At 61.8% G+C, this 25,223-nt stretch carries 24 protein-coding genes; 9 read left to right on the forward strand and 15 right to left on the reverse strand.

The genetic code is table 11. From position 1 onward, the window contains the following. Nucleotides 1-45: 45 nt before the first annotated feature. Together trxA and rho are read left to right on the forward strand one after the other, a co-directional pair. Nucleotides 46-450, forward strand: coding sequence for a thioredoxin TrxA (trxA, locus tag AAF358_08380; GenBank protein ID MEM7705552.1), 405 nt, complete (start codon nt 46-48; stop codon nt 448-450). A gap of 358 nt (nt 451-808) precedes the next feature. After that, nucleotides 809-2,065, forward strand: a complete 1,257-nt coding sequence (rho, locus tag AAF358_08385) for a transcription termination factor Rho (protein ID MEM7705553.1) — start codon at nt 809-811, stop codon at nt 2,063-2,065. 37 nt (nt 2,066-2,102) lie between these two features. Here the strand turns inward: rho and AAF358_08390 are convergent, their stop codons facing one another. From AAF358_08390 to rsmG, 3 genes are read right to left on the reverse strand one after another with little or no spacing between them, the layout of a single operon-like run. Further along, the gene (locus AAF358_08390; protein MEM7705554.1) at nt 2,103-2,972 is read right to left on the reverse strand and encodes a ParB/RepB/Spo0J family partition protein; all 870 of its coding nucleotides are present in this window, start codon (nt 2,970-2,972) and stop codon (nt 2,103-2,105) included. Then, nucleotides 2,969-3,760: a ParA family protein gene (locus AAF358_08395; protein MEM7705555.1), complete on the reverse strand. Its 792-nt coding sequence runs from the start codon at nt 3,758-3,760 to the stop codon at nt 2,969-2,971. Before AAF358_08395 ends, AAF358_08390 begins: the two co-directional genes overlap by 4 nt. Further along, nucleotides 3,748-4,398 carry a 16S rRNA (guanine(527)-N(7))-methyltransferase RsmG gene (gene rsmG, locus AAF358_08400; protein ID MEM7705556.1) on the reverse strand — a complete coding sequence of 217 codons (651 nt, stop codon included), beginning with the start codon at nt 4,396-4,398 and terminating at the stop codon, nt 3,748-3,750. Before rsmG ends, AAF358_08395 begins: the two co-directional genes overlap by 13 nt. A 149-nt stretch (nt 4,399-4,547) precedes the next feature. Between rsmG and AAF358_08405 the strand changes: the two genes are divergently transcribed. Continuing rightward, nucleotides 4,548-5,753, forward strand: a complete 1,206-nt coding sequence (locus AAF358_08405) for a hypothetical protein (GenBank protein MEM7705557.1) — start codon at nt 4,548-4,550, stop codon at nt 5,751-5,753. Here the strand turns inward: AAF358_08405 and AAF358_08410 are convergent. Continuing rightward, entirely contained in the window at nt 5,731-7,200 is a 1,470-nt protein-coding gene (locus tag AAF358_08410) for an ATP-binding cassette domain-containing protein (protein ID MEM7705558.1), read from the reverse strand. The two genes, AAF358_08405 and AAF358_08410, sit on opposite strands and share 23 nt — an antisense overlap. An 86-nt stretch (nt 7,201-7,286) precedes the next feature. Between AAF358_08410 and AAF358_08415 the strand changes: the two genes are divergently transcribed. Then, entirely contained in the window at nt 7,287-8,645 is a 1,359-nt protein-coding gene (locus tag AAF358_08415) for a glutamate--cysteine ligase (protein ID MEM7705559.1), read from the forward strand. A 75-nt stretch (nt 8,646-8,720) separates the two neighbouring features. Here AAF358_08415 and AAF358_08420 read toward each other — a convergent pair whose 3' ends face one another. The 5 genes from AAF358_08420 to AAF358_08440 all read right to left on the reverse strand — a co-directional run bounded on the left by AAF358_08420 (nt 8,721) and on the right by AAF358_08440 (nt 13,601). Further along, nucleotides 8,721-9,158, reverse strand: a complete 438-nt coding sequence (locus AAF358_08420) for a hypothetical protein (protein MEM7705560.1) — start codon at nt 9,156-9,158, stop codon at nt 8,721-8,723. 12 nt (nt 9,159-9,170) lie between these two features. Next, nucleotides 9,171-10,277, reverse strand: a complete 1,107-nt coding sequence (locus tag AAF358_08425) for a peptidoglycan -binding protein (protein ID MEM7705561.1) — start codon at nt 10,275-10,277, stop codon at nt 9,171-9,173. Nucleotides 10,278-10,314: 37 nt separating this feature from the next. Further along, nucleotides 10,315-11,307, reverse strand: coding sequence for a flagellar motor protein MotA (locus AAF358_08430; GenBank protein MEM7705562.1), 993 nt, complete (start codon nt 11,305-11,307; stop codon nt 10,315-10,317). A 234-nt stretch (nt 11,308-11,541) separates the two neighbouring features. Beyond that, complete coding sequence (locus tag AAF358_08435; GenBank protein MEM7705563.1) at nt 11,542-12,630, reverse strand: hypothetical protein; 1,089 nt, start codon at nt 12,628-12,630, stop codon at nt 11,542-11,544. Nucleotides 12,631-12,842: 212 nt separating this feature from the next. Beyond that, a complete protein-coding gene (locus AAF358_08440; GenBank protein ID MEM7705564.1) occupies nt 12,843-13,601 on the reverse strand; it encodes a hypothetical protein in 759 nt (252 codons plus the stop codon). A gap of 215 nt (nt 13,602-13,816) precedes the next feature. Here AAF358_08440 and AAF358_08445 point away from each other — a divergent pair, with 215 nt between their 5' ends. Next, complete coding sequence (locus tag AAF358_08445) at nt 13,817-14,626, forward strand: TatD family hydrolase (protein MEM7705565.1); 810 nt, start codon at nt 13,817-13,819, stop codon at nt 14,624-14,626. Nucleotides 14,627-14,652: 26 nt separating this feature from the next. On the opposite strand, the gene AAF358_08450 is transcribed toward AAF358_08445, so the two are convergent. Next, nucleotides 14,653-15,483, reverse strand: a complete 831-nt coding sequence (locus AAF358_08450) for an ABC transporter permease (protein MEM7705566.1) — start codon at nt 15,481-15,483, stop codon at nt 14,653-14,655. Further along, nucleotides 15,476-16,393 carry an ABC transporter ATP-binding protein gene (locus AAF358_08455; GenBank protein ID MEM7705567.1) on the reverse strand — a complete coding sequence of 306 codons (918 nt, stop codon included), beginning with the start codon at nt 16,391-16,393 and terminating at the stop codon, nt 15,476-15,478. The genes AAF358_08450 and AAF358_08455 overlap by 8 nt, the downstream gene beginning before the upstream one ends. 214 nt (nt 16,394-16,607) lie before the next feature. On the opposite strand from AAF358_08455, the gene AAF358_08460 reads away from it, so the two are divergent. Beyond that, nucleotides 16,608-17,510, forward strand: a complete 903-nt coding sequence (locus AAF358_08460) for a universal stress protein (protein ID MEM7705568.1) — start codon at nt 16,608-16,610, stop codon at nt 17,508-17,510. Between the two features lie 9 nt (nt 17,511-17,519). Here AAF358_08460 and mnmE read toward each other — a convergent pair whose 3' ends face one another. From mnmE to rpmH, 4 genes are read right to left on the reverse strand one after another with little or no spacing between them, the layout of a single operon-like run. Then, on the reverse strand, nt 17,520-18,884 hold the full coding sequence (gene mnmE, locus AAF358_08465) for a tRNA uridine-5-carboxymethylaminomethyl(34) synthesis GTPase MnmE (GenBank protein ID MEM7705569.1): 1,365 nt from the start codon (nt 18,882-18,884) through the stop codon (nt 17,520-17,522). Continuing rightward, the gene (yidC, locus tag AAF358_08470) at nt 18,848-20,539 is read right to left on the reverse strand and encodes a membrane protein insertase YidC (GenBank protein MEM7705570.1); all 1,692 of its coding nucleotides are present in this window, start codon (nt 20,537-20,539) and stop codon (nt 18,848-18,850) included. The genes mnmE and yidC overlap by 37 nt, the downstream gene beginning before the upstream one ends. 43 nt (nt 20,540-20,582) lie before the next feature. Further along, complete coding sequence (gene rnpA, locus AAF358_08475) at nt 20,583-20,951, reverse strand: ribonuclease P protein component (GenBank protein MEM7705571.1); 369 nt, start codon at nt 20,949-20,951, stop codon at nt 20,583-20,585. A 29-nt stretch (nt 20,952-20,980) separates the two neighbouring features. Beyond that, on the reverse strand, nt 20,981-21,115 hold the full coding sequence (gene rpmH / locus AAF358_08480) for a 50S ribosomal protein L34 (GenBank protein MEM7705572.1): 135 nt from the start codon (nt 21,113-21,115) through the stop codon (nt 20,981-20,983). Nucleotides 21,116-21,418: 303 nt separating this feature from the next. Between rpmH and dnaA the strand changes: the two genes are divergently transcribed. The 3 genes from dnaA (at nt 21,419) to recF (ending at nt 25,215) form a co-directional block, all read left to right on the forward strand. Then, nucleotides 21,419-22,738, forward strand: a complete 1,320-nt coding sequence (gene dnaA / locus AAF358_08485) for a chromosomal replication initiator protein DnaA (GenBank protein ID MEM7705573.1) — start codon at nt 21,419-21,421, stop codon at nt 22,736-22,738. 253 nt (nt 22,739-22,991) lie between these two features. Continuing rightward, nucleotides 22,992-24,092: a DNA polymerase III subunit beta gene (gene dnaN, locus AAF358_08490; protein ID MEM7705574.1), complete on the forward strand. Its 1,101-nt coding sequence runs from the start codon at nt 22,992-22,994 to the stop codon at nt 24,090-24,092. Between the two features lie 43 nt (nt 24,093-24,135). Continuing rightward, nucleotides 24,136-25,215, forward strand: a complete 1,080-nt coding sequence (recF, locus tag AAF358_08495) for a DNA replication/repair protein RecF (protein MEM7705575.1) — start codon at nt 24,136-24,138, stop codon at nt 25,213-25,215. Nucleotides 25,216-25,223 lie beyond the last annotated feature (8 nt).

Genomic DNA, 25,223 nt, shown 5'->3' on the forward strand with positions numbered 1-25,223 from the left:
GCCGGGAGGGCGGCAGACGCCGCGAAGCCCTGCAGTTTAGCGGATATGGTTGAATCCGCAAGCAAAAACCCCAACCTACTGACAGCGGCAAAAGCGCCGGCGAAAGACGAGGAGACAGAAGTGAGCGAGCGAATTATTCACACCAGCGACGAAGAGTTTGAGGCCCAGGTCCTGAAGGCGGACGGCCCGGTGCTGGTCGATTTCTGGGCCGAATGGTGCGGCCCGTGCAAAATGATTGCGCCGGTCCTGGATCAGGTCGCCGAGGAATATGGTGACAAGATTACGGTAGCCAAGATGGACGTCGATACCAACAAGCAGACGGCCATGAAGTTCAACGTCCGGAGCATCCCCACCCTGATGATCTTTAAGGACGGCGAGCTCCACGACACGAAGCTCGGCGCCATGAGCAAAGGCCAGCTGACCGAATTTATCGACGGCGCGATCGCCTGATCCATCGCCGCGATTCGGCGACAAACAATTGGCCTCGACCGCTGGGACTCCGGCGGTCGGCGGCTTAGCCAACCGACCTTTTTTACCAAACGACCCCATCGCCGAACGGGCCGAAGGCCGCGTCAGCACTGGATTCTTGTCGGCTTCCGGCACGCTTTACCCCCGCCGGGGTTCATGCTACTTTAAGCGCTGACGCAGCAGGCACCCCCTGCCGCTGCGCTTCCAACCCAGATTGATACTCAATTAATACTTAACATCTTCGGGCCACACCCGACGTAATCCTTAACGATATTTGCCCGTGGCCGGGCATCAGCATCAACGCGCGGGACCTTAAGTCCCCAAAAAGGCTATCCGCCCTATGAATCTCACCGAATTAAAAACAAAATCTGCCACCGAGCTGGTTGGCATTGCCAAGGACATGGGGACGGAAAACCTGACCCGCGCGCGCAAACAGGATTTGATCTTTTCGATTCTGAAAGCGCACGCCAAAAGCGGCGAGTCGATCTACGGTGACGGGGTGCTGGAAATTCTCCAGGATGGCTTCGGCTTTCTGCGGTCGGCGGACTGCTCTTACCTGGCGGGCCCCGACGATATCTACGTCTCGCCGAGCCAGATCCGACGCTTCGGCCTGCGCACCGGCGACAACGTGGCGGGCAAGATTCGCCCCCCCAAAGACGGCGAACGCTACTTTGCGCTGCTCAAGGTACAGGAAATCAACTTTGAGCCGCCGGAGGCCGCTCGCGGCAAGGTGCTGTTTGAAAACCTGACGCCGCTGTTTCCGCGCGAACCGCTCGCGCTGGAGCGAGGCAACGGCAGCACGGAGGATCTGACGGCTCGCATCATCGACATGGTGTCGCCCATTGGCAAAGGCCAGCGCGGTCTTGTGGTTTCTCCTCCCAAGGCCGGCAAAACGATGATGCTGCTGAACATCGCGCAGTCGATTGTCGCCAACGCGCCGGATTCCAAGCTGATTATTCTGCTGATCGACGAGCGGCCCGAGGAGGTGACCGAGATGGCCCGCGCGGTGGATGCGGAGGTGCTGTCCTCCACCTTTGACGAGCCCGCGTCACGCCACGTGCAGGTCGCCGAGATGGTGATCGAGCGGGCCAAGCGTCTGGTCGAACACAAACAGGACGTGATCATCCTCCTGGATTCCATCACCCGCCTGGCGCGCGCTTACAACACCGTTGTGCCGTCGTCAGGCAAGGTGCTGACCGGTGGTGTGGACGCCAACGCGCTGCAGAAGCCCAAGCGTTTTTTTGGCGCAGCCCGCAACATCGAAGAGGGTGGTTCGCTGACCATCCTGGCGACGGCCCTGGTCGATACCGGCTCCAAGATGGATGAGGTGATCTACGAGGAGTTCAAAGGCACCGGCAACATGGAGGTGCACCTCGATCGGCGCATCGCGGAGAAGCGTATCTACCCGGCGATCAACATCAATCGCTCTGGAACCCGGAAAGAAGAGCTGCTGGTCGAAGCGGACGTGCTGCAGAAAACCTGGATCCTGCGCAAGCTGATCCATCCGATGGACGAGCTGGCGGCCATCGAGTTTATGCTCGATAAGCTCAAGGCGACCAAAACCAACAACCAGTTCTTCGATTCGATGAAGCGCTGAGGGGCGTCCGTCCGTCAGCCCGCCGTCGCGCGGGCGGCTATTTGATCCGCGCTAAGATCCCGTCCAGCTCGTCGAGCGAGTTGTAGCTCACCACCAGCTGTCCTTTGCCGCTGGCGCTGTGCTTGAGCTGCACCTTTGCGGCCAGCCGATCGCCGAGGTCAGTCTCGAGCTGCTGGATGTTTGGGTCCTTGGCGGCCGCCGGCTTGCTCGCACTTGAATCCCCCTGCAGCCAGCGCTTCACCAGCGCTTCAGTCTCGCGCACCGACAATCCCTTCAGCGCCACCTGCCGTGCCGCCTGAGCCTGCTCGGCGCCGGTCAGACCCAGCAAGGCCCGCGCGTGGCCCATCTCCAGGGAACCGGACTCAACCAGCTTTTTGACCGCCGCCTCCAGCTCCTGGAGCCGCAGCAGATTGGACACGGCCGCGCGGGAACGGCCCACCGCGCGGGCTGCCGCTTCGTGGGTAAGCTCAAACTCGTCGATCAGACGCTTCAGCGCCGCCGACTCTTCGAGTGGATTCAGGTCCTCGCGCTGGATGTTTTCGATCAGCGCCATGGCCACCGTCGCCTGGTCGGACACCTCGCGCACGAGAACCGGTACCTCAGCGAGGCCGGCCAGCTGCGCAGCGCGCCAGCGCCGCTCGCCGGCGATGATTTCGTATTTGCCGGCGCCGATCGTGCGAACCACAATCGGCTGGACCATGCCCTGTGCGGCAATGGAGTCGGCGAGCTCCGTCAGCTTCGCCTCGTCCATGCCGGTGCGCGGCTGATATTTCCCGGGCTGCAGCAGTTCGACGGCCAGCTCGCGATAGGTGCCCTCCGGCTCTGATGTCGGCGCGCCTGCGCTGCCGGCTGACTCACCCAGCAGCGCGTTGAGGCCCTTGCCGAGCCCGCGTCGCTTGGCGTTCATGGTGCCACCCGTCGGTCGCTGCCGAGCGCTTCCCGGCGCACCAGTTCTCCGGCCAGCCTGAGGTAAGCCTGGGCACCCCGGCTGCCCGGGTCATAGGTGATCACCGGCTGACCAAAGCTGGGGGACTCGGCGATTCGCACGTTGCGAGGGATAACCGTCATATAAACTTTGGCTCCAAAATGCTGCACCAGCTGGTTGGATACTTCGGTAGATAGGTTGTTGCGCACATCAAACATGGTGCGCAGCAGGCCTTCGATTCTTAGGCCCGGATTCACCGCCTCGCGGATTTGTTCGATGGTGTCGAGGAGCGACTTCAGTCCCTCCAGCGCAAAATACTCACACTGGATGGGTATCAGGACCCCATCAGCTGCGGTCAGCGCATTGACCGTCAGCATGCTGAGGCTCGGGGGACAGTCGACCAGCACCTCGTCGTACTGATCCTGGATGGGCTCCAGCGCTCGCTTCAGCTGCGCCTCACGCGCCAGCTTGTCCATCAGCCGAACCTCAGCGGCGGTGAGCGCGGTGTTGCCTGGCAGCAGATCGAACTTGAAATCCGGCAGGCTGTGGCGGGCCTCCACAATTGAGGTTTCGCCGAGCAGCACCTCGCCCGTAGTCAGGCTCTGAGCGCGGGCGTCGACGCCGCAACCCATTGTGGCGTTGCCCTGCGGATCCAGGTCCACCAGCAACACCCGGCGACCCCGATCGGCGAGCGCATAGGCGAGATTGACGCAGGTGGTGGTCTTGCCCACCCCGCCCTTCTGGTTGGTTACCGCGATCACTCGGGCCACGCAGCGGCCTCCGGCGTTTTCTCAACAATGCTCAGTTTACGCACTCCTTCACTGCCCGGCACGGAAAGGGTCACCGTTTCCCGCAGCCTGAAGCCTTCGATCACCGCCTCTTTGGCTTGATTGGGGCCCTGCATGGCGAGGACCTGACCGCCGCTGCGTAGCAGATGGCCCGTCAGCGCGAGCAGCCGATCCATCGGCGCAAACGCCCGGGCCAGGACGCCATCGTAAGGCGTCGATGGCTGGTGCTGCTCAACCCGCATCTCCAGCACGGTCACGTTCGGCAGTCGCAGCGTTCGCGCCGCGTGACGCATGAAGCGCGCTTTCTTGCCGGCGCTGTCAAGCAGCCAAAACTGCCGCTCCGGCTGCACCACGGCCAAAGGTATCCCAGGCAGGCCCGCGCCGGCGCCGACGTCAATCCAGCGGGACCCGGCAAGATACGGATGAATCGACAGGGCGTCCAGTACGTGCCGCCCCAGCATCGCCTCGCGGGATCGCACCGCCGTTAGGTTATAGGTCTGATTCCAGCGGTTGAGCTCGTCCAGGTAACGCAGCAGCAATTGAACCTGCGGTGGGCCTACGGCCAGATCGAGCGCCGCCAGCCCCGATTCCAGGTCCGTTGTCAGATCAGTGGGTTTCATCCAGGCGGGAAAACGCTTTAGCCCGGCAGTATCTTTGCTCGGTCTCCGGGAATCAAGCGCTGATCAGAACGTACAAACCCCGAAGCCCTCGGGCCAGCGCTTTGTCGAGTCACCCACCCGCCGGGACCTTCCCCTGCTACCATCGCGGCATGAAGCTGACCCGAACTCTCGCGCTTCGATGGCTTGGCGCGCTGCTGACGCTATGGCTGCTCCTGGGGCTGCTCAGTCCCGGCCTGATCGGGCTGTGGCTCGAGCGCCACGCCGGCGGCATGATCGCGGGGATCGATCAACAGTTTGGGCAATACGAGATCCACGCGACAGCGCTGCAGCGGCGCTGGTTTTCCAGCCAAACGACCATCAGCGTTGCGAGCACCGAGGGGCGCGCGTTGTTTGACTATCCACTGACGCTCCAGCACGGCTATCTGACTTTGAAGCCAGCATGGCTGCAGGCGGACGGCGCGCTGGTCGGGGCTGAAGGTGCCGCGCTCGGGAGCCTAAGCTGGCGCCTCAGCCTGCTCGGTACCGCAGAGGCATCTCTCACGCTGCTGCCGGCCAGCGGTATCAACGGGGCGCTGGATCTGAGCTACGAGCTGCGAAACGGCAGCTGGTTGCTCTCGAGTCCCGGCATTTCCGGGCCAGGCTTTGAGCGCGTCGTGGGTCGGCTGGAGATCGCCGCGGACAAGGGTGACGCGGTGCTGAGGGTGCAGGCGGATCGCTTCACCGGTCAGGGCTGGTCGCTGAGCGGCGTGTCGCTGGACGGCGACGCGCGGACGGCAGCCGAAGCCGAAACGCGCGAAACGTTGGTCGGGCTTGAGCTCGCCCTCGCGGGGGCCGGGTATCAGCAGGACGGGCTGTCACCCTTCGGCGCGTGCCGCTGGGAGGTTGCACTGAGTCGGCTGTCGCTCCCGCTGCTGATCAAGGCGCTGGAATTGCGGGACACCCAGTCGGCGCTGGCGCTGCTGCCGCCGCTGCTGGAATGGGAGCCGGGTATTCCACGCGTGAACCTGGCGATGAACCACCCCGAGCTGGGCCAGGCGCGTTTTTCGGGTTCCGCCTCGCTGACCCAACCACCCCCGGCTGGCTTCCTGCTCCGCCCCCAGACGCTGATGCCCGTGCTGGTTGCGGAGGTCGAAGGCGTAATCGCCGAGCCGCTGGCGGTAGGGATGACTCGCGCAAACTTTCTCCGCGCCGGCTACCCGCAGGCGCAGGCTACCGGCTATGCGTCGGAGCAGTGGAACGCGCTGGTGCGCGACGGCTGGCTGGAGCGGCAGGGTGAAGAACTCAAGAGCCGTTTGGAGCTGGGTGATGGCGAGCTGCTCGCCAACGGCCTGATCAAGCGACGCTGGTCGGGCTGAGCAGGGGCAACACTTCCGCCACAGGACCCGCTTTGACAACCTTTCCGGCCTCGAGCAGCACCACGTGCTCAGCCACCTGGCTGAGCCGATCCGTATCGTGCGTGATCATCAGCATCGAGAAGCCCCGCGCGCGCTGTAGACCCCTAAGCAGCTCGAGCAGCGCGGCCCGCACCGGAATATCCAGGGCGCTGAATGCTTCATCGAGCACCAGCAGCGCAGGCTTGACCGCCAGCGAGCGGGCCAGCGCCACGCGCTGGCGCTGACCGCCGGACAGCTGATGTGGATAGCGATCGAGAAACGACGCATCCAGACCGACATCGCTGAGCAGGTTACCGGCCTGGGCGGCGGCTTCACCCACCTGCGCCAGCGATTCCGCCAGGACCTGGCGAACGCGGCGACGCGGGTTCAGGCTGGCGAACGTATCCTGCAGCACCAGCTGCATCGGCAGCCGCTCCGGTCCCCAACGAGGCCCCATCACCTGACCGTTCAGTCGCACCGTGCCCTGCGCTGGCGTCAGCAGGCCCATCACCGTTCGGGCCAGCGTCGACTTGCCGCTGCCGGATTCGCCGACCACGGCGGTCGTTGAACCCGCGGCCAGCTCCAGCGAGACCTCGTCGAGCGCGCGACCTCCCGCGGCGCCGGGAAAAGCCACGGTGAGCCCGTCCAGCGCCAGCCGCGGTGGATCCGCTGAATCAGGCGGTGGCGCGGCCGGCTCGGCCATTGGCTGCGGCGAGTCACCCGATGCCTCGGCATCCGCTGGGTCTGTTCCACTCGGGCGCGTGAGGTGCAACAACCGCAGCCCCAGGTGTTCCATCAGCGGCAGGTCGTGCGTGATCAGCAGCACCGCCATGTTTCGCTGGGTCGCCAGCTTCATCATCAGCGCCATAACCTCGCGGGTCGTTCGACCATCCAGCGCCGCGGTTGGCTCATCGGCCAGCAGCAGCGCCGGTTCCAGCGCCAGCGCCAGCCCCAGGGCAACGCGCTGACACTGCCCGCCGGAGAGCTCGTGAGGATAGGCTCGCAGCCAGCGGCGCTCGTCGCCGAGCTCAAGCTCGCTGAGAATGTGGCGAGCGCGATCAGCGCTCAGGCCAAGCTGACGAAACTGCCGTCCGATCCGCAGCACCGGGTTAAGCGCCACCGCAGGGTCCTGCGACAGACCGGTGATGTGGCGACCCCGCAGCGCCAGCCAGCGTTTTTCGGGCAGGCCCACCAGCTCCTCGCCGTCAAAGCGGCAGCTGCCCTGCACCCGGGCACTCGCCGGCAGCATCCCCAGAAGGGTCCGGCCCAGCGTGGTCTTGCCACAGCCCGACGGACCGCAGATCGCCAGCAGCTGGCCTCGATCCAGCGACAGCGATGCCAGGCTGAGCGCGGGAGGGGTGCCCGCCGGCGCGCCCGGTGACAGATAGTCCACCGAGAGTTGCTCGATTTGAAGCAGGGGATTGGTCATGTTCTGAGCCGACATGATATTCCGAATCGGGATAACGGCGTAGAGCGATTGCTGATATGCTGCCGCCGGCAATAAGGCTGACCCCTATGAACAACAACACCCCGTCAGAACCTGCCACCCGCGAATCGCTGCTCGCCGACCTGGAACGAGGCAGCAAACCCCGCGATCAGTGGCGTATCGGCACCGAACACGAGAAGTTTGGATTTTGCCTCAAAACCCACCAGCCGCTGGCCTATGAAGGTACACCCGGCATAGCCGTCATCCTCGAAGGGCTTTGCCAGGACGGCTGGGATGCGGTGACCGAAAACGACAATATTATTGCGCTCAAGCACCCTGACGGCAGCTCCGTCACCCTCGAGCCGGGCGGACAGCTCGAGCTGTCCGGTGCGCCGCTGGAGAACATCCATCAGACCTGCACCGAGGTCAGCCGGCACCTGAAGGCCGTCAAGTCGGTCGCTGCACCGATGGGTGCGGGCTTCATTGGCCTGGGCTTCCACCCGCTTGCGAAGCGCGAAGACATCCACTGGATGCCCAAAGCGCGGTATGGGGTCATGCGGCGCTATATGCCCAAGGTCGGTAGCCTGGGCCTGGACATGATGACCCGCACCTGCACCGTGCAGGTCAATCTCGATTTTGAAAACGAAGCCGACATGGTCGAGAAATTCCGGGTGTCACTGGCGCTCCAGCCGCTGGCCACCGCGCTGTTTGCCAACTCACCCTTTACCGAAGGTCAGCCCAACGGGTTCCTGAGCTACCGCTCCCAGGTGTGGACCGATACTGATCCGCAGCGTGCCGGAATGCTGCCTTTCGTCTTTGAGTCGGGCATGGGGTTTGAACGCTGGGTCGACTACATGCTCGATGTGCCGATGTACTTTGTGCGCCGCGGCGGCCAGTATATTGATGCAGCCGGGCAGTCATTCCGGGATTTCCTTGCCGGCAAGCTGCCGGCGCTGCCTGGCGAACAGCCCACTCTCACCGATTGGCAGGATCACTTGACCACCGTGTTCCCTGAGGTCCGGCTCAAGACCTTTTTGGAAATGCGCGGCGCTGACGGAGGACCGTGGCACCGACTCTGCGCGCTGCCGGCTTTTTGGGTCGGATTGCTTTACGACGCCGACGCGCAGACGGCCGCCTGGGACCTGGTGAAACACTGGACCGCCGATCAGCGTCAGCAGCTACGCAACGACGTTCCTCGGCTGGGGCTGCAGGCTGAGATCGACGGCCAGCCGCTCGGCGAGATCGCGCGCGAGGTGATGGACATCGCTTCTGCCGGCCTTCGTAGCCGCAACCGGCTCAACGACGTCGGCGACAACGAGAGCGGCTTCCTGGAGCCGCTGCGCGAGATTGTGGAAAGCGGGGTAATTCCGGCGCAGCGCAAGCTGGCCAAGTTCCACGACGAATGGGACGGCGACATCCATCCCATCTTCAAAGAGTTTGCGTATTAGTTCATTAATAGTGGGGTCAGAGTAAAGGGTCAGAGTAAAGCGCGGCTTTACTCTGACCCCTGTTCATCGTCAAGCTCAGTCCTCCAGCTTGACCATCCCAGCTTCAACCTCTTCGATTTTCCAGACCACCAGCTCCCAGTCTTCCCGCCGCGGGCTGTCCGCCTTCAGGCCGAGAAAATAGCGGTTTCCTGACTGGAAGTTGACCGTGATCTCCTGCGGTCCACCGCGGGACAGATCCCGCGCGATACCCGGCACCAGATCGCGATTCACGATGCCGCGGGCTCGGATGGTATGCACACCCGGTTCAATCCGGCGCTGGCCGCGGGGATCGCGGATCTCCCGGTCGTCGATACGATAGATCTCCACCGGAAAGATGCGTTCGGCACGTCGACTGACGTCGGTGAGGATCAGCGCGTAGCGCTCGCCCGCCATCGGTCCAGTGTCGGGGCCTGTGGCGCAGGCGGTTAGCAGCCCAAAGCTCAGGAGCAGGAGAGTCAGCGACAACGATTTCATTGGCGGCACCGGTCAGCGTGCGGTGAGCTTGAGCTCGATGCGCCGATTGCGGGCGTAAGCCAGCTCGTTTTCCCGCGGATCCAGCGGGTGATACTGACCAAACCCGGTGGCCGCCAGCCGCCGAGGGTCAATACCGCTGCGCTGCAGGTAGCGGACTATCGCCAGCGCCCGGGCCGTGGAGAGCTCCCAGTTTGACGGGTAGGCCGGGGTGGTGATCGGCCGGATATCGGTGTGTCCGTCGACGCGAAGCACCCAGTCGATGTCGGCAGGAATCTGCGTTTCTATTTCCTTAAGGACAGCGGCAAGGCTGCGGACCTGGGCTTTGCCCTGGTCTTCTAGCTCAGCGGAGCCGCTCGCAAAAAGCAGCTCCGACTGGAACACAAAACGATCACCCTCCACACGCAGATCGGGGTTCTCACCCAGCGCCGCCTTCAGCCGACCAAAAAAATCAGAGCGGTAGTCTTTGAGCTCCTGTACCTGGTTGGCCAAAGCCAGGTTCAGACGCTGACCCAGGTCGGCAATTTCGGAAGCCTGCGTCGTATTTTCCTGTTCGGCAAGCTCGAGCGCGCTGGATACCTCGGTCAGCTGCTGGCGCAGGGCCTGAAGCTGACGGTTGAGCAGCACCACCTGGGCCCGCGCCTCATCGGTCAACTCCGCCTGGACGGTGGCCTCTCGCCGGGTCGTGTCCAGCGCCCCGGCCAGCTCCGCGACCTCGGCCTGCAGTGCATTCCGCAACTCGGTCAACGCGGCGAGATCTGAGTTGAGCGCGGCAACGGTCTCGGTGCTGGCGGCCAGGCTGGCTTCGCTCTGCGCCAGCTCGTCGGTGAGGGTGCTGCGAGCCGCCTGCGAGGCGGCCAAGGACTCGCTGAGGGTTGCCAGGCGCTGCGTGAGCGTAGCGCTGGTGGACTGCTCCAGAGCCAGCATGTCGGTAAGCTCGGCGACCTGGCCCTCCAGCGCGCTCAGCGCACGCTGTTTCCCGCTGAGTTCGTCGGTTAGGAAATACTGCCCCAGGGTGAACAGCAGCAGCACAAAGATGACCACCATGAGGAGAGCCGCCAGGGCGTCGACAAAACCCGGCCAGATATCCAGCGGCCGCCGGCGGGCGAGGCGGGCGGACATCAGCGCGGCAATTCCTCGTGACCGACAGCCTGTCGCATCAACGTTCCTCCAGCTCGGTCCGCTGGCTGAGCGCTGCCGCCAGCGTGCGGTTGAGCAATCGCAGCTCCGAGCGCAGATCCTCCGAAAGCTGATCGTTATTGACGCTCTGTCCGAGGTCGGCGATCCGGCGATTCAGGGTGGCCAGCTGGTGGTGCAGCTCGCTGCGGTGGGTCGACTGGTCGCCGAGCGCACGCTGCATACGTTCCAGCCCGTCAGCGGTTTGTTCGAGCAACGCCTGCACGTAGGCGGGTACGCCGGCTTCCCCGTCACCCGGCAGGGCGCCGCTGGACAGGCGGGTCACGCTGGACAGCCACTCCTCGAGGTCGTTAAAAAACCGGTTCTGCGCATGGCCTGCCTGAAGGTCAAAAAATCCCAGGATCAACGAACCGGCCAAGCCAAAAAGGGATGACGAAAAGGCCACCGCCATGCCCGCGAGGGGCCCTTCGAGACCGGCCTTCAGCCGCTCAAAAACCGCCGGGCCCGCGCCGTCAGCGGGATCCAGCCCGCCGATGATTTGACCGACATCGCCGATCGTGAGCAGCAAACCCCAGAATGTCCCCAACAGCCCCAGAAAAATCAGCAGCCCAACCAGATACCGGGTCACGTCGCGGGACTCATCCAGCCGGCTGCGGATACTGTCGAGCAGCGAGCGCAGGGATCCTGCAGAAAGGGTGAACTGCCCGTCATCATGGCGAGCCAGCATCCGCGCCATCGGCGCCAGCAGGTGGGTTTCCTCCCGGCTCTTGCGGGCCGGATTCTTGCGCCGGAATTCGTCGATCCACCGGGCTTCCTGATACAGCGCGAGGACCTGGCGCAACGTGACCAGTAGACCGATGACGAGCACGGCGACAATCACCCCATTGAAGGCGGCGTTCGCCATGAACGCGTTCTTGAGCGGCTCCAGCAAAACCACCAGCAGGGCCGCGAGGGAAGCGGAGAAGACGGCCATCCAAAACAGTGCGCGGTGAGGGCGGGTGATCTTCAAAGCCATTGGGACGTTTACCTCTCGCCAGATCGGCCAGCCTGCGGGCTAAAGCTGGCAAAAAGGTGGCCGGCTGCAGGCCACGATGTGTTACGTCTGTTAGGACACCGCCGAGCCCAGAAGTTCGCCAGGCGACAACGCGCCTTGGCCCGACGATGCGCCACATCCATTAGACGCACCGCGGGCCAGCTCGGTTACAGAAAGCGCCGGGGGAGAGGTAGCCCCGGCGCACACCAGAGATTGTCAGGGCTCGCGCGTGGCCCCGAAACTGGCTTTGGCTCGCAGCTTTGCCTCCAGCGCGCGCAGGGTTGGAGTCGCAGCCGCCAATCGCTCGGCCCGGCTTCGCGGCGCCGCGACCTTTCCGTCTTTTTGCGCCAGGAGGGCCAGCTGCGCGGCGTTGCGAGCGCTTCGGGATAGCCGCGGCTGCATAGCCGAGGCGGCGGCCGTTTTCGCTGACGGGTTCAGCGTTTCGCTGAAGGTTAGATCGGAGATGCGTCGACCAAACGTCGGGAAACCCTCACCGGTCAGGTTGGCGCCCGGCACAAACCGTTCGGCAATACCGTTCATCTGGTCGGTGCCGAAGTCTTCGCCGAACACCAAGTAGGCCACAAACTCGTTGACGGTTTCCGCCACCACCACAAAAAAGATGTTCTCCACCGCGTCATACGATCCCGCGACTTCCAGGTCGGTGCCTGAGCGAAGGCCTTCGGTGGTCGTGTCATCGCCGGTGCCGGTGACCAGGTCGAGCGTGAGCAGGTCCGCCTCAAACGGCTGAACGTTTACGTCGCTGGGAAAGCAGTTGTTGTCGATTGGGGCGGTGCAGTCGGTCACAAAAATCCACTGACCCTGCATGGCCAGATACGGATCATCAATCGAGGGGGAATACCAGAATCGCTGAATCGGGATCAGCTCACCGTCGATCAACAGCTGACCGGTGGTCAGCGTTTCGAACGTGAGAGAAATTGGGCGTCCGGTAAAAGTACTGACCGGATCGCGAAAGGCGCAGCCCAGGCACTGTCCGTCCTCGGAAAACACCAGCTCGTCATCAAACCGATAGGACACCGGACCGGTGACGGTTGGTGTGAGCGTGCCCAGTGCGCTAAACCAGAGCGGTTCACGAAGGGTGGCGTTGGCTTCGTCGGTATAGGTGTAGATCGTCAGAAAGACCTGCCGATCCTGAACCTCGATGGCATAACCCCGACCCGGCTGCTCGGGATTCCAGTAAAAGCCGCTTTCCGGCACAAACGCCTGGGTAAACACCTGTGCTGCGGCGCCGAAAACGCTGAGCAGTAAGGCCAGGCCAAGCAGTGGCGCGGATTTAGAGAAGGCCATAGGCACACGTCCTGATTCAAACAGCTGACATTATGGCAGCTGCACCTGAATCGCCAATGAACGGTTAGCCTAGGAGAGCTACAGCAACAGCTCTAAAAAAGGCAGGGATTGGGAACGGCCGGAAGATCAAGCGGCGTGCATGGCGGCGAGCGGGCGCCGCGGCTACAGCCGGGGCCGGTTTTTTTCCACGGCCCCAGCTAGATTTTATTGGCTCAGGTAGGCGCCTGGTCGTCCCACATGATGACCGACACACCCATTTCGTTGTCTTTGGGCAGCGCCGGATCGTAGAACCCTTTTTCGCGAGCACTTTCGCGGGCCTTGGCCAGCGCCACCGACAGCTCCTCGCGCCAAAACTCGCGCAGCTCTTCACGCCGCTCGGGTTTGATCTGAAAACCGTAGATGGTCCGCTCGAGCAGCGGGTCGGTCGGATGGTTCACGTTATGGGAAATCGTTTTAATGTGGTGCGAGAGCACCCAGCCAACGTAGTCGTAAGTCACGCCGGAGCGACCGTTATTCGCGTAGTTTTCGCTCACCAGCGAGACACGATCACCGCGGATCGCGATATTGCCGGAGGCCAGGAGCGTGCGTTTCAGGAAATTCGGCGTGAGCTCGCCGCCATGGCGGGAGCAGACGCTCTGCCAGTCGGGGAAGTTTTCACCGCTTAAGGAAAGCTCTTTGGGCATCTCGCTGTCGGCCGCCCAGCCGGACAGGAAACGCACCACCAGGATGTCACCTTTTTTATCGTGGTACTCATCCCGCAGATACTTTTTTACGGTTTTTGCCGCGGCGCCAGAGTGAGAAATAATTTCTTGCATGCTCAGGCCTTTTTTCTTAAGCGCCTGAACCGCACCCGCAAAAACCAGGTCAGAAAATCGTTTGACGGAAACCTGTTCAGCCACCAGCAGATCCGTAAAGGCATCCGCAACCTGGATGATCATTTTTTCCAGAGAAGTGAGGCGTTCGCTCGCCATGAATGTCAGTCCTCCGGCCACGACGCAATGAGGGGCTGTGGCCTAATATAGTTGTGGTTCTTGGCCTAAACCCCGGGACTGACAAACGATAGAGGTTTAGGTTGATCTTATCGGCGCTTGACGCCTGCCTTCTTAACGAGGCGGCGCCAGTCTATGCCATCAGCGTCAAGGATTCCAGTGTTTTCGGGAGGTCTCGCGGTGTAGATAATGCGCAAATGGAGCTGATCGACATCGGGGCAAACCTCACCCACGAATCCTTTTCCCATGATTTGGCGGAGGTGCTGGAACGGGCCCGCCAGGCTGACGTAATCCAGATGATGGTGACCGGCGCCAGCCATCAGGGTAGCGAAGCGGCCCTCGAGCTGGCGCGCGGGTATCCGGGATTATTGTTTGCCACCTGCGGCAATCACCCGCACTACGCAGACGAATTCAGCGACGCCATGGCCGCGGATTTTGCGCGCTGGTCGGAGGCTGACGAGGTGAAGGCAATGGGTGAGACCGGTCTGGACTATTTCCGGGATTTATCGCCGAGGCCCAAACAGCAGCAGTCGTTCGAAGCGCAGCTGGAGCTGGCCGTGGCCAGCGGCAAACCGGTGTTTCTGCATCAGCGCGACGCCCACGAGGATTTTCTTGCGATCGTGACCCGCTACCGCGATCAACTGTCGCGGGCGGTGGTGCACTGCTTCACCGACAGCGAGCAGGCGCTCAATGACTACCTCGATCTGGATCTGTACATCGGGATCACCGGCTGGATTTGTGACGAGCGCCGCGGTCGCCACCTCAAAGATCTCGTCAGCCGCATCCCCGAAGATCGGCTGATGGTGGAAACCGATTCGCCCTACCTGCTGCCGCGGGACCTTAAGCCGAAACCCGCCAGCCGCCGCAACGAACCCTGCCACCTGCCGCACATCGTTCGGGAGATTGCCGCCTGTCGCGGGGAAACACCCGAGGTCACGGCGGCCAACAGCCTAAGGACAGCACGGGAATTTTTTGCGCTAGAGCCCAATCAGCACTCTAGCGAATAGGCCGCAGACGGCGGATGGCGTTACGCTTAAGTTCGCAAGCCCACGCCGCGCTTGAGGAGTACCAGGCACAAGCAGCCCAGCACCAGCACAAACACCGCAGACACGCTGTAGGCCACCGTCAGACTGACATCGCTGACGCCGAGGATGCCGTACCGAAACGCGTTGACCATATACAGAATCGGATTGGCCAAAGACACGGTCTGCCAAAACTCGGGGAGCAGCGAGATCGAATAGAACACGCCGCCCAGATAGGTCAACGGCGTCAGCACAAAGGTGGGGATGATCGAGATGTCGTCAAACTTATTGGCGAAGATCGCGTTCACCATGCCGGCCAACGCGAAGATCACTGCCGTGATCAGAACCACCGAGATGGTCACCAGCGGGTGAGCCACCTGAAGATCGGTAAAAAACAGCGACACCCCGAGCACCACAATACCCACCAGAACGCCGCGGAACACCGCACCCGTAACGTAGCCGGCCAGAATTATCACCACCGGCAGCGGACTGATCAGCATCTCCTCAACGTGTTTGCCGAACTTGGCGCCAAAGAACGAGCTCACCGTGTTGCCGTAAGAGTTGGTGATGACACTCATCATGATCAGGCCCGGCACAATAAAGTCCATATAGTTGAACCCATCCATGGTGCCGATCCGTTGGCCGATGAGATTGCCGAAGATGACGAAATAGAGCGTCATCGTGATCGCCGGCGGCACCAGGGTTTGGACCCAGATCCTGACAATCCGCGTGACCTCTTTGCGCACGATCGTTGCGTACCCCACCCACGCGGTGTGGGCAGTCGGTCTGACGAGGGACCCAGTGGTTGGGGCGGCTTCGACGCCGGTCAGCGCGTCACTCATTGGGTTTCTCCACCAGTCGCATAAACAGTTCTTCCAGCCGGTTGGTTTTGTTGCGCATCGACAGAACGCGGATCCCCCGCTTGTCGAGGTGTTCGAACACGCGATTGAGGGCGCGGCTTTTAGGCACCTCCACCTCAAAACAATTTGGGTCACGAAGCCGAGAAACGTAACCGTCGATCTGCGGTGGCTCCTCGAGGTCTTTGTCGACATCCATCACAAACGTTTCGATGTCCAGCCGGGTGAGCAGCTCGCGAACCGAGGTGTTCTCCACAATCTCGCCGTGATCGATGATCGCAATGTTGCGACACAGCTCCTCCGCTTCCTCGAGGTAGTGAGTGGTCAGGATGACCGTGGTGCCCTGCTCGTTGATCTCGCGGATGAATTCCCACATGGCTCGGCGGATTTCGATATCTACGCCGGCCGTCGGCTCATCGAGAATGAGGAGTCGAGGCTGATGAATCATCGCGCGGGCGATCATCAGGCGCCGCTTCATACCGCCCGACAGCGTTCGAGAGATGACGCTGCGCTTGTCCCAGAGCTGCAGCTTACCCAGCAGCTCCTCCGCTCGATCGTAGGCTTTGGCGCGCGGGATACCGTAGTAGCCCGCCTGATTCACCACAATATCGAGCGGCCGCTCAAACCAATTAAAGTTCATCTCCTGCGGCACGAGACCCAGCTGGCACATCGCCAGCGCCCGCTGACGCTCCACGCTAATACCAAAAACTTCGGCGTCGCCACCGGTGGGATTGACCAGCGAGCTGATGATGCCGATCAGCGTCGACTTCCCGGCACCGTTGGGGCCGAGCAGGGCAAAAAAGTCGCCTTCTTCCACGGTCAGGCTGACGCCGTTCAATGCGCGAGTCCCGTTTTCGTAGGTCTTTTCGAGGTTTTTTACGTTGAGCGCGAGCATGTCTTCCCTTGCCGGAGTGACCCTGAATTACGTGAGGTATGCGAATCAGGTGCGGACTGGCGAAACGATCGCCGAGCGTTAATTTTGCGCCCCGCGGGCGCGTTTGTGAAGCGCCGGCATTGGCGCGGCCAGCTCCACACTACGTAATTGACACAATTGGCGGGTGGCCTGGATTGAACTGCAATACCAAGCCCTGACACAAGGCCCATTACTCATGGCAAAAATTTCCAAGATTCTGGCCATCGCAAACCCCCTGGTCGCGCTCTCGGAGGACCATCCAAGTGTTGGGCAGCCGGCCTGTGACCGGGGCGCACAAATCGCCAAGATGCTCGGTGCCTCGCTCCGCCTGCACGCGGTGGTTTACGAACCGTCCGCCAATTTCGATCTCTTCCATATCGCCGACGAAGACCATGTGCGTCATCAGTTCCGCGAAGACGCCCAGGCTTTGCTGGACCAACTGGCGGCTCGCTACGCCAAGCAAGGATTGGCGGACGTCGACACAAGCACGCAATGGGCCCATCCCTTCGACCGCGGTGTGATCGGCGCGGTGGAGCTGGACTGGCCCGATGTGGTGATGATCACCGCGAGAAATGCTCAGCGCCTGTCTCCCGCCGAGTGGCGTTTGCTGCACGGCTGCGAAATCCCCGTCTGGCTGGTCAGGGATGAGCCGTGGCCCAACCCGGCCCGGATCGCCGCGTTTGTCGACCCCGCACACCGATCAGCACACCGCAGCCAGGCTGATCGCGAGGTGCTGAACTGGACGCTGGCACTCCACAACCAGGTTGGTGATGCGCGGCTCATGCACGCGATTCAGCAGATCCCCGGCGAGGGGCTGGACGATGACATGCACGACTACCTGGCGGAGGTCAAAGCGCAGCGCCAGGAGGAAATCACTCGCCTGCTTCCCGGCGACGGGGGCGTCAAACTGCCGATCGAGCTCGCCCCGGGTGAACCGGAGATTCTCATGCGCGATTTTGCCCAGGGAGATGACGCGGCGCTGGTGGTGATGGGCGTGTTTTCCCGCTCACGGCTGGCGGACCTGCTGATTGGGAGCACAGCGCGTGAGGTGTTGCCAGACCTGCCGTGTGACGTGCTGGCGGTGCCGGCAGACCGGTAACTCAAAAACCTACTTGCCGATACAGAAGCTGGAAAAGATCTCCCCCAGCAGATCATCCGGTACAAACTCTCCGGTGATGTCAGCGAGCGCCTGCTGAGCCAGCCGGAGCTCCTCGGCCAGCAGCTCGGGCTGTGGATCGTCCTGGACCAGGGCCTGCGCCTGGGCTAGATGATCTCGAACAGTCTCGAGCGCGCGCAGATGCCGGCCGCGCGCGCTGAACTGTCCCTCCTGCTCAGAGCTGGCCCCCGCGAGACTGCGCAGGTGCGCCCGAAGGTCGTCCAGTCCAGCGCCGGTTCGCAGGGAAATGTAGAGACCCTCAGCACCTTTGCCGGGGTTTGCGCCCGAACGGTCGATCTTGTTGTAGAGCACCGTTTGCGCGGGCGCCGCGGGCGGCAGCTTCGGGCGCCTGGAGTCTGAGTCCGCGTCGTCCACCATGACCAGCACATGGTCAGCAGACTCCACGGCCTGCACTGCTCGTCTCATGCCCTCCAGCTCAACCCGATCCTCACTCTCCCGGAGTCCGGCGGTATCCACCAGGTGGAGCGGCACCCCGTCGAGCTGGATCTGCTCTCGCAGCACGTCGCGGGTGGTGCCGGGAATCTCAGTCACGATTGCGCTGTCGCGCCCGCTCAGCGCGTTGAGCAGGCTCGACTTGCCGGCGTTTGGCGGCCCGACAATGGCCAGGGTCAACCCGTTCCGCAGCGCAGCGCCGTGACGTGCCCCACGCAACAGCTCGTCCAGTAGCGAAACCAGCCGCGCGACCTTTTCGCCGAGCGCCGCTTCGCCCAGGAAGTCGATTTCGTCGGTTGGAAAATCGATGGCGCCTTCCACAAAAACCCGCAGCGCCGTCAGCTCACTCAGCAGACTCTGAACGCGCTGCGAAAACGCCCCTTCCAGCGAGCGACTGGCGGCGCGAGCCGCGCGCTCCGTGGATGCGTTGATCAGATCCGACACCGCCTCGGCCTGGGCCAGGTCGAGCTTGTTATTGATAAACGCGCGCTCGGTAAATTCGCCGGGTCGGGCCATGCGGGCACCCAGCGCCAGGACGCGGTCGAGCAGGAGCTGCATCACCACCGGGCCGCCGTGGCCCTGAAGCTCCAGCACGTCCTCGCCAGTATACGAATGCGGCGCGGCAAAAAAGAGCACAACCGCCTGATCGAGGGGCTCGCCGGCCTCGTCCAGCACGGGTAGATAGCGGGCCCGGTTCGGTTCCAGGGTTCGCCCCACCAGGGGTATTTGTAAGGTAAGTGCTGCCGGGCCGGACAGCCTGACGATGCCAATGCCCGCCGCTCCGGGAGCAGTGGCGATGGCCGCGATGCTGTCAGCCGACGGCGAGGTCAGCCGCTGGCCTCCACCCGCTTGGTGATCACCCACTGCTGGGCGAGCGAGAGCACCGCGTTGACGGTCCAGTAGAGCACCAGGCCGGCCTGAAAGAACGCAAACATGACCGAGAACACGATCGGCATGGCCAGAAAAATGCGCTGTTGAATCGGGTCGGCCGCCGGGTTCGGGGAAAGTTTGGTGGTCAGGAACATCGCCGCGCCGTTGATCACGGGGAGAATAAAGAGCGGATCGGGCGAGCTCAGGTCGTTAATCCAGAGCATAAAATCCGCCTGCCGGAGCTCGACGCTCTCCAGCAGCACCCAATAGAGCGCAAAAAATACCGGGATCTGAACCAGGATCGGGAGACAGCCGCCGAGCGGGTTCACCTTTTCCTTTTTATAGATCTCCATCATGGCGACGTTGAACTTCTGCTTGTCGTCGCCGTGCCGCTCCTTTAGCTGCTGGATTCGTGGCTGCAGCTTACGCAGCTTGGCGGTACTGCGGTACTGGGCTTCGGAGAGCTTGTAGAACACGGCCTTGACCAGCACGGTCAGCAGAACAATCGCCCAGCCCCAGTTCCCGGTGAGCGTGTGGATCTTGTCCAGCAACCAGAACAGAATCTTGGAAAACGGGGTGAAGATGCCGTAGTCAACGGTGAGGATCAGGCCTTCGGCCAGGGGTTCGATCTGGTCGTGTAGTTTGGGCCCGACAAACAGCGTGCTGGGGAAGTAGCCCATCGCGCCGGGGGCCACTCGCTGCGAGGGACTGAGCGTTCGGATCCGGTAACGCTGGCCCCGGTCCACGGCCACCGCCTCCAGCTGCGCCTGTTGCTCCGCTGGCGGTACCCACGCGGTGACAAAGTAGTGCTGCACCATCGCAGCCCAGGCGGCGGCGCCGCTGCGGGCGATCGCTTTGTCGTCCAAATCTTCGAAATCAAATTTCTCGTATTTGCCTTCAGCGGTGTAAAGCCCGGTACCGATGAAGCTGTAACGTTCCGGGTTGCTGAACGCGCTGCCGCTGACCTCGGGTGGCGGTCGTCGCACCAGCTGCTGGTAATCGCTACCGATCCATTCCTGATCGGAGTTGTTCCTTAGCGCCTGCTCCAGGCCCACCACGTATGAGCCGCGCGCAAAGCGATAGGTTTTGGTGAGCGTGGTCCCGCCAGCGCTCCACGTCATCGGCACCACCAGCTCCTCAGCGCCGTCGCCCAGCACAAAGCGGCTCTGCTCAACGGTAAAGGTTTGCGTGTGGTCTGCACTCGGGTGGGTGTTGCTGACGATGCCCGACTGCGCCAGGAACAGCGTGGCTGGATCGCTGCTGAGCAGCTGCACCTTGGTATCCGGAGTTTTCAGCTTCACCGGGTAGTCGCGAAGCGTTGCCTCCACGATTGCGCCGCCTCGCGTGCTGATTTTGAGGTCGAGCACGTCCGTCTGAACCGTAATGAGGTCACCACTTTCAGAATAGATGGCAGCTTCAGGCTGAGCCGCCGGCGTTTGGGCGACGCCGGGTGTGGGTATGTCCGCGGGTGGGTCGGAGCTGTCTTGCGCCGCTTCGGGAATGGCGTCAGCCGGCGGGACATTGTCGACCAGTTCTTGAACCGGTGCTGGTGCCGGGGCCGCTGGCGCGTAGTCGATCTGCCACTGCTGATAGATCAGAAACGCGCAGGCCATGAGGGCGATCAGCAGGAATAAGCGGGAATTGGGCATGGTGGATTTGGTTGCCTTTGGGCGCTTTTAGTGGCGGGCTAGCTCAGGTGCTCTGGGCTTGTGAGCGAGACCAGCTCATGAGCTGATCCCAGTGGCTCTCCAGCGCCGACAACAGGTCTTGGGCCGACATGCTGGCCGCCGGGGCCCGGGCGATGACCACTAGATCCACCGGCTGCTGCCGGATGGCGTTTCGCCGAAAGCTTTCGCGAGCCAGCCGCTTGATCTGATTGCGTTTTACGGCGCGCTTGTCGACTTTTTTGGAAACCGCCAAACCGAGCCTTGCGTGATTGGTGGCGCCTCGGCATGCCAGGACGGTGAACGCCCGGCTGGCGGTACGACGCGGCCTGGCAAAAACTCGACCGTAGTCCTTTTTGGTCAGGACGCGAAACGATCGGCCAAACCGTTCATCCACAGCGGCTCACCCAGAGCTGCCGGAAGCCGTTAGCCAGCTAGACGCTTACGACCTTTAGCGCGGCGCGCATTAATAATGGCGCGGCCGCTGCGCGTGGCCATGCGAGAGCGAAAGCCATGGGTGCGGGCCCGCTTAAGGCGGCTAGGTTGAAATGTGCGTTTCATGGGAGCTTACCTGCTTATCCGTTGTCGTCGCGCATACAAAAACACGGCCGTTCTCCTCCGCCAGGGGCGAGGCGCCGGGCCGTGTCAAAAGGAGCGAAAGAATACCGGCGCAGGTACAGTGGTGTCAACCGGTTCAGCGCTGGGAAGCAGCGTGTCCCGCTGGCGCCGATCGAGCGCTTTTTGCGGCAGCTTTAGACCGCCCGCAACCGAATCTTGGAAGTGATGGCTGGGCGGCGTTAGACTGCTCGGTCCGACAAATTCTTTGTCGGATTTAATGGCGGGACTGCACCGAATGAAACACTTGTGAGCGGCGACGAGCTCTGGGCCCGATGTTTGAGCCGGCTGGAAGGCGAGCTCAGCGGGCAGGAAATGAACATGTACATCCGGCCGCTGCAGGCACATTCTGCGGATGGCGTGACATCACTGATGGCACCCAATGAATTTGTGCTGAACGCCGTCCGCGATAATCACCTCCTGCTGATTGAGCAGACGCTCAGCCACCTGGCCGGATCAGCCGTTGATGTTGAGCTCTTTATCGGCTCGGTCGGCGGTGAAGAGGGTGCGCCTGCAGCCCCGGCAGGCGCCGCATCGGATCCCCGGATCGCCACAAATCTCGATCCGGCATTTCGCTTCGACAATTTTGTGCGGGGCAAATCCAACGAGATGGCGCAGGCGGCAGCGCTTCAGGTGGCCGACAACCCGGGACACAACAGCTACAACCCGCTGCTGCTCTATGGCAGCACGGGCTTAGGCAAAACACACCTCCTTCATGCGGTGGGCAACCATTTGGTCAGCACCGGCAAGGCTCGGGTGATGTACCTGCACTCAGAGCAGTTTGTTTCCCGGATGGTCCAGGCGCTTCGCCACAACAGTATCGACGAATTTAAGAGGCGCTATCGGACCGCTGACGCGCTGCTGATCGACGACATCCAGTTTTTCGCCAACAAAGAGCGGTCACAAGAAGAGTTTTTTCATACCTTCAATACGCTGATCGACGGCAAACAGCAGGTGATCCTGACCTGTGACCGCTATCCTCGGGATGTCGACGGTCTTGAATCCCGACTGCAGTCTCGTTTCGGCTCGGGCCTGAGCGTTTCGATCGAGCCACCGGATTTTGAGACACGGGCCGCAATCCTGATCGCGAAAGCGGCCGAAAAAGACTTGTGTCTCAACGAGGAGGTGGCGCTGCTGATCGCCCGCCATGTTCAGTCCAACGTTCGCGAACTGGAGGGAGCGCTCAATACGCTTTGGCTGAAAGCGCATATCACCAAGCAGGAGGTCACCGCGGGCTTTGCCAAAGAGGCGTTGCGTGAGCTGCTCTCCGCGCATCAGCGCCAGTGCACCATCCCTAATATCCAGCAGACGGTGTCCGACTACTACCACATCAGCGTGGCCGAGATGGTCTCCAAGCGTCGCTCTCGAAACATTGCGCGGCCGCGGCAGATGGCCATGTGCCTGGCCAAGGAGCTGACCGAACATAGCTTGCCGGAAATCGGCCGGGCGTTTGGCGGTCGGGACCACACCACCGTCCTGCACGCATATCGCAAAATCCACGAGCTTTGCAGCTCCGACGGGCGCTTGCATGACGACCACGACAAACTGGTTCGAGCCTTGACCCAGTAGCCGTCGACAGCGGAGACGGTGCTTTTTCCTGGTGGGCGGTATTAAGTGGTGGATAAATTGTGGATAATTTGTCGATAGCAGGGAGCCGGTGACTTATCCCCAGCTTACACACCGCCAGGGGCTGAAGTTATCCACCGCAAGAAATGACACAAGTCATTGATTTTATTAATTAATTGGGGGTTGTTCCAGTTATCTCGCGGAACAATAACAATAACTATCTAACTATTAAATAATCATAAGTGGAAGCCTATTTATGAAATTCAGCATTCAGCGAGAAGCTCTGTTGCGGCCATTGACCCAGGTAGCTGGGGTCGTGGAACGGCGACAGACGCTGCCGGTTCTTTCCAATCTGCTGGTACGGGCTGCGGAGAATCGACTGATGCTGACGGGCACGGACCTCGAGGTGGAACTCACGGCATCGGTGGGTGTGGAGGTTGAGCGAGACGGAGAGATCACCATCCCCGCACGTAAGCTTCTCGATATTTGTAAAGCGCTACAGGACGGAACGCGCCTCGACCTGGAGTTCGCTGCGGACAAAGCTACCATTCGCGCCGGAAGCGGTCGGTTTACGCTGGCTACGCTCCCCGCCAACGAATTTCCGGTCATCGAAGATGTTGAGGTCGGAGAATCCGTCCAGATCAAGCAAAGCGACCTCAAGCGCATTATTGAGGGCACCGCTTTTGCTATGGCCAACCAAGATGTCCGTTACTACCTGAATGGGCTGCTGCTGGAGCTTCGGGAGGGCATGCTGCGGTGTGTCGCAACCGACGGTCACCGGCTGGCCATCACCGACGTTGACGCCGATCTGGCGGTCGACGACGTGCGGCAGATGATCATTCCGCGCAAGGGTGTTCTCGAACTGCAGCGTTTGCTCGACAACGACGACGAGCCGATCACCGTCCAATTCGGTCGCTCGCATGTGCGGGTGGCGCTGGACGATGGGACGTTTACCTCAAAGTTGATCGACGGCAAATTTCCGGACTACGAGGCGGTGGTTCCCATGGGCGCTGATCTGGTCGTCGAAGGCGAACGTGACGACATTCGCGACGCGCTACATCGAGCCGCGATTCTGTCGAACGAAAAATACCGGGGCGTTCGCCTCGAGTTGGCACCGAATCAGATGCGGATTGTGGCGCACAACCCGGAACAGGAAGAGGCGGTGGAAGAGGTAGAGGTCACCTGTGAGATTGACCAGCTGGCGGTTGGTTTTAACGTCAACTACGTGCTTGACGCCCTCAACGCTCTGGAAACGGACCAGATTCAGCTTTGCTTCAAGGATGCGAACAGTAGCTGTCTTTGTAAATCACCGGAGTCCGAACACGCCCGTCACGTGGTGATGCCGCTACGCCTGTAGGCGAGATAGTGGCGCCGGCGCGCAGCGTACCGCTTCTTTTGCAATGATTCGCGTCAGTCGTCTCCAGATAGACGGCGTTCGAAATCTCAGTGCGGTAGACCTGAAGCCCGGTCCGGGCATCAATCTTTTTCTCGGCGGAAACGGCGCGGGCAAAACCAGCCTGCTCGAAGCGTTGCACTGCCTGAGCCGTGGACGCTCATTTTTGGGCAGCGGCCGACACGAATTCCTCAATCGAGAGCAGCGCAAAGCCATCATCGTTGCCCACCTGACGCAAAACGAAGAGTCCGCAGAGGTGCTGGGTATTCAGCGAGAGCCTTCGACCTGGTCGGCGAGAGCGGGGGGCGCCGACATTAAGTCGTTAGCAACGCTGGCGGAAAAGTTACCCTTTAGCGTCTTCCACCCGGGTCTTCATCGGTTGGTCGAAGGGCAGCCCGAAGACCGTCGAAGGTTTCTGGATTTTGGTGTGTTTCACGTGGAACATCATTTTTTAGACCAGTGGCGTCGTTATCGGACGACGCTCCGGCAGCGGAATGCAGCGATTCGCAGCGGCGCTTCGCTCGGAGAAATCACAATTTGGGATCGCGCACTGACGGACCACGGAGAAGCAGTTACGCAATTTCGACTAGATCACCTGGAGCGCATCAAGGAATTTGCCGGCAAACACTTGCAGGTTTTTTCGCCGTCGTTGGGAAAGATCTCGCTGTCGCTCGCTAAGGGTTGGCCGGAGGATCAAACGCTGGATGAGGCGTTGGATGAGAGTCTCAGCCAGGATCGTGATCTCGGATTTACGGGTCGGGGACCTCACCGAGGTGATGTTCGTTTGGTGCTCAGCGGTCAGCGAGTTGCCGGTCGTCTATCGCGCGGACAGCAGAAAATGGTCGCGCTGGCCCTGTTGCTGGCCCAGGCTGAGGCTATGTCGGAAGCCGGGGAGGTGCCGGTGATCGGGTTTGATGATTTACCGTCCGAACTGGACGCGGAGCATCAGCGTTTGGCCGTCGACGTGGTTCGGGAACTCGGCGCGCAAACGTGGATTACGGGCAACGCTTCACCCCCGGGGGTGGACCAGGGCGGCGTCGATAAGGTGTTCCACGTGGAACAAGGGCGGGTCTCAGAACTGGTATAATCGGAGGG

It is taken from the genome of Pseudomonadota bacterium, assembly GCA_039033415.1.
Taxonomy (GTDB): Bacteria; Pseudomonadota; Gammaproteobacteria; order Xanthomonadales; family SZUA-38; genus JANQOZ01.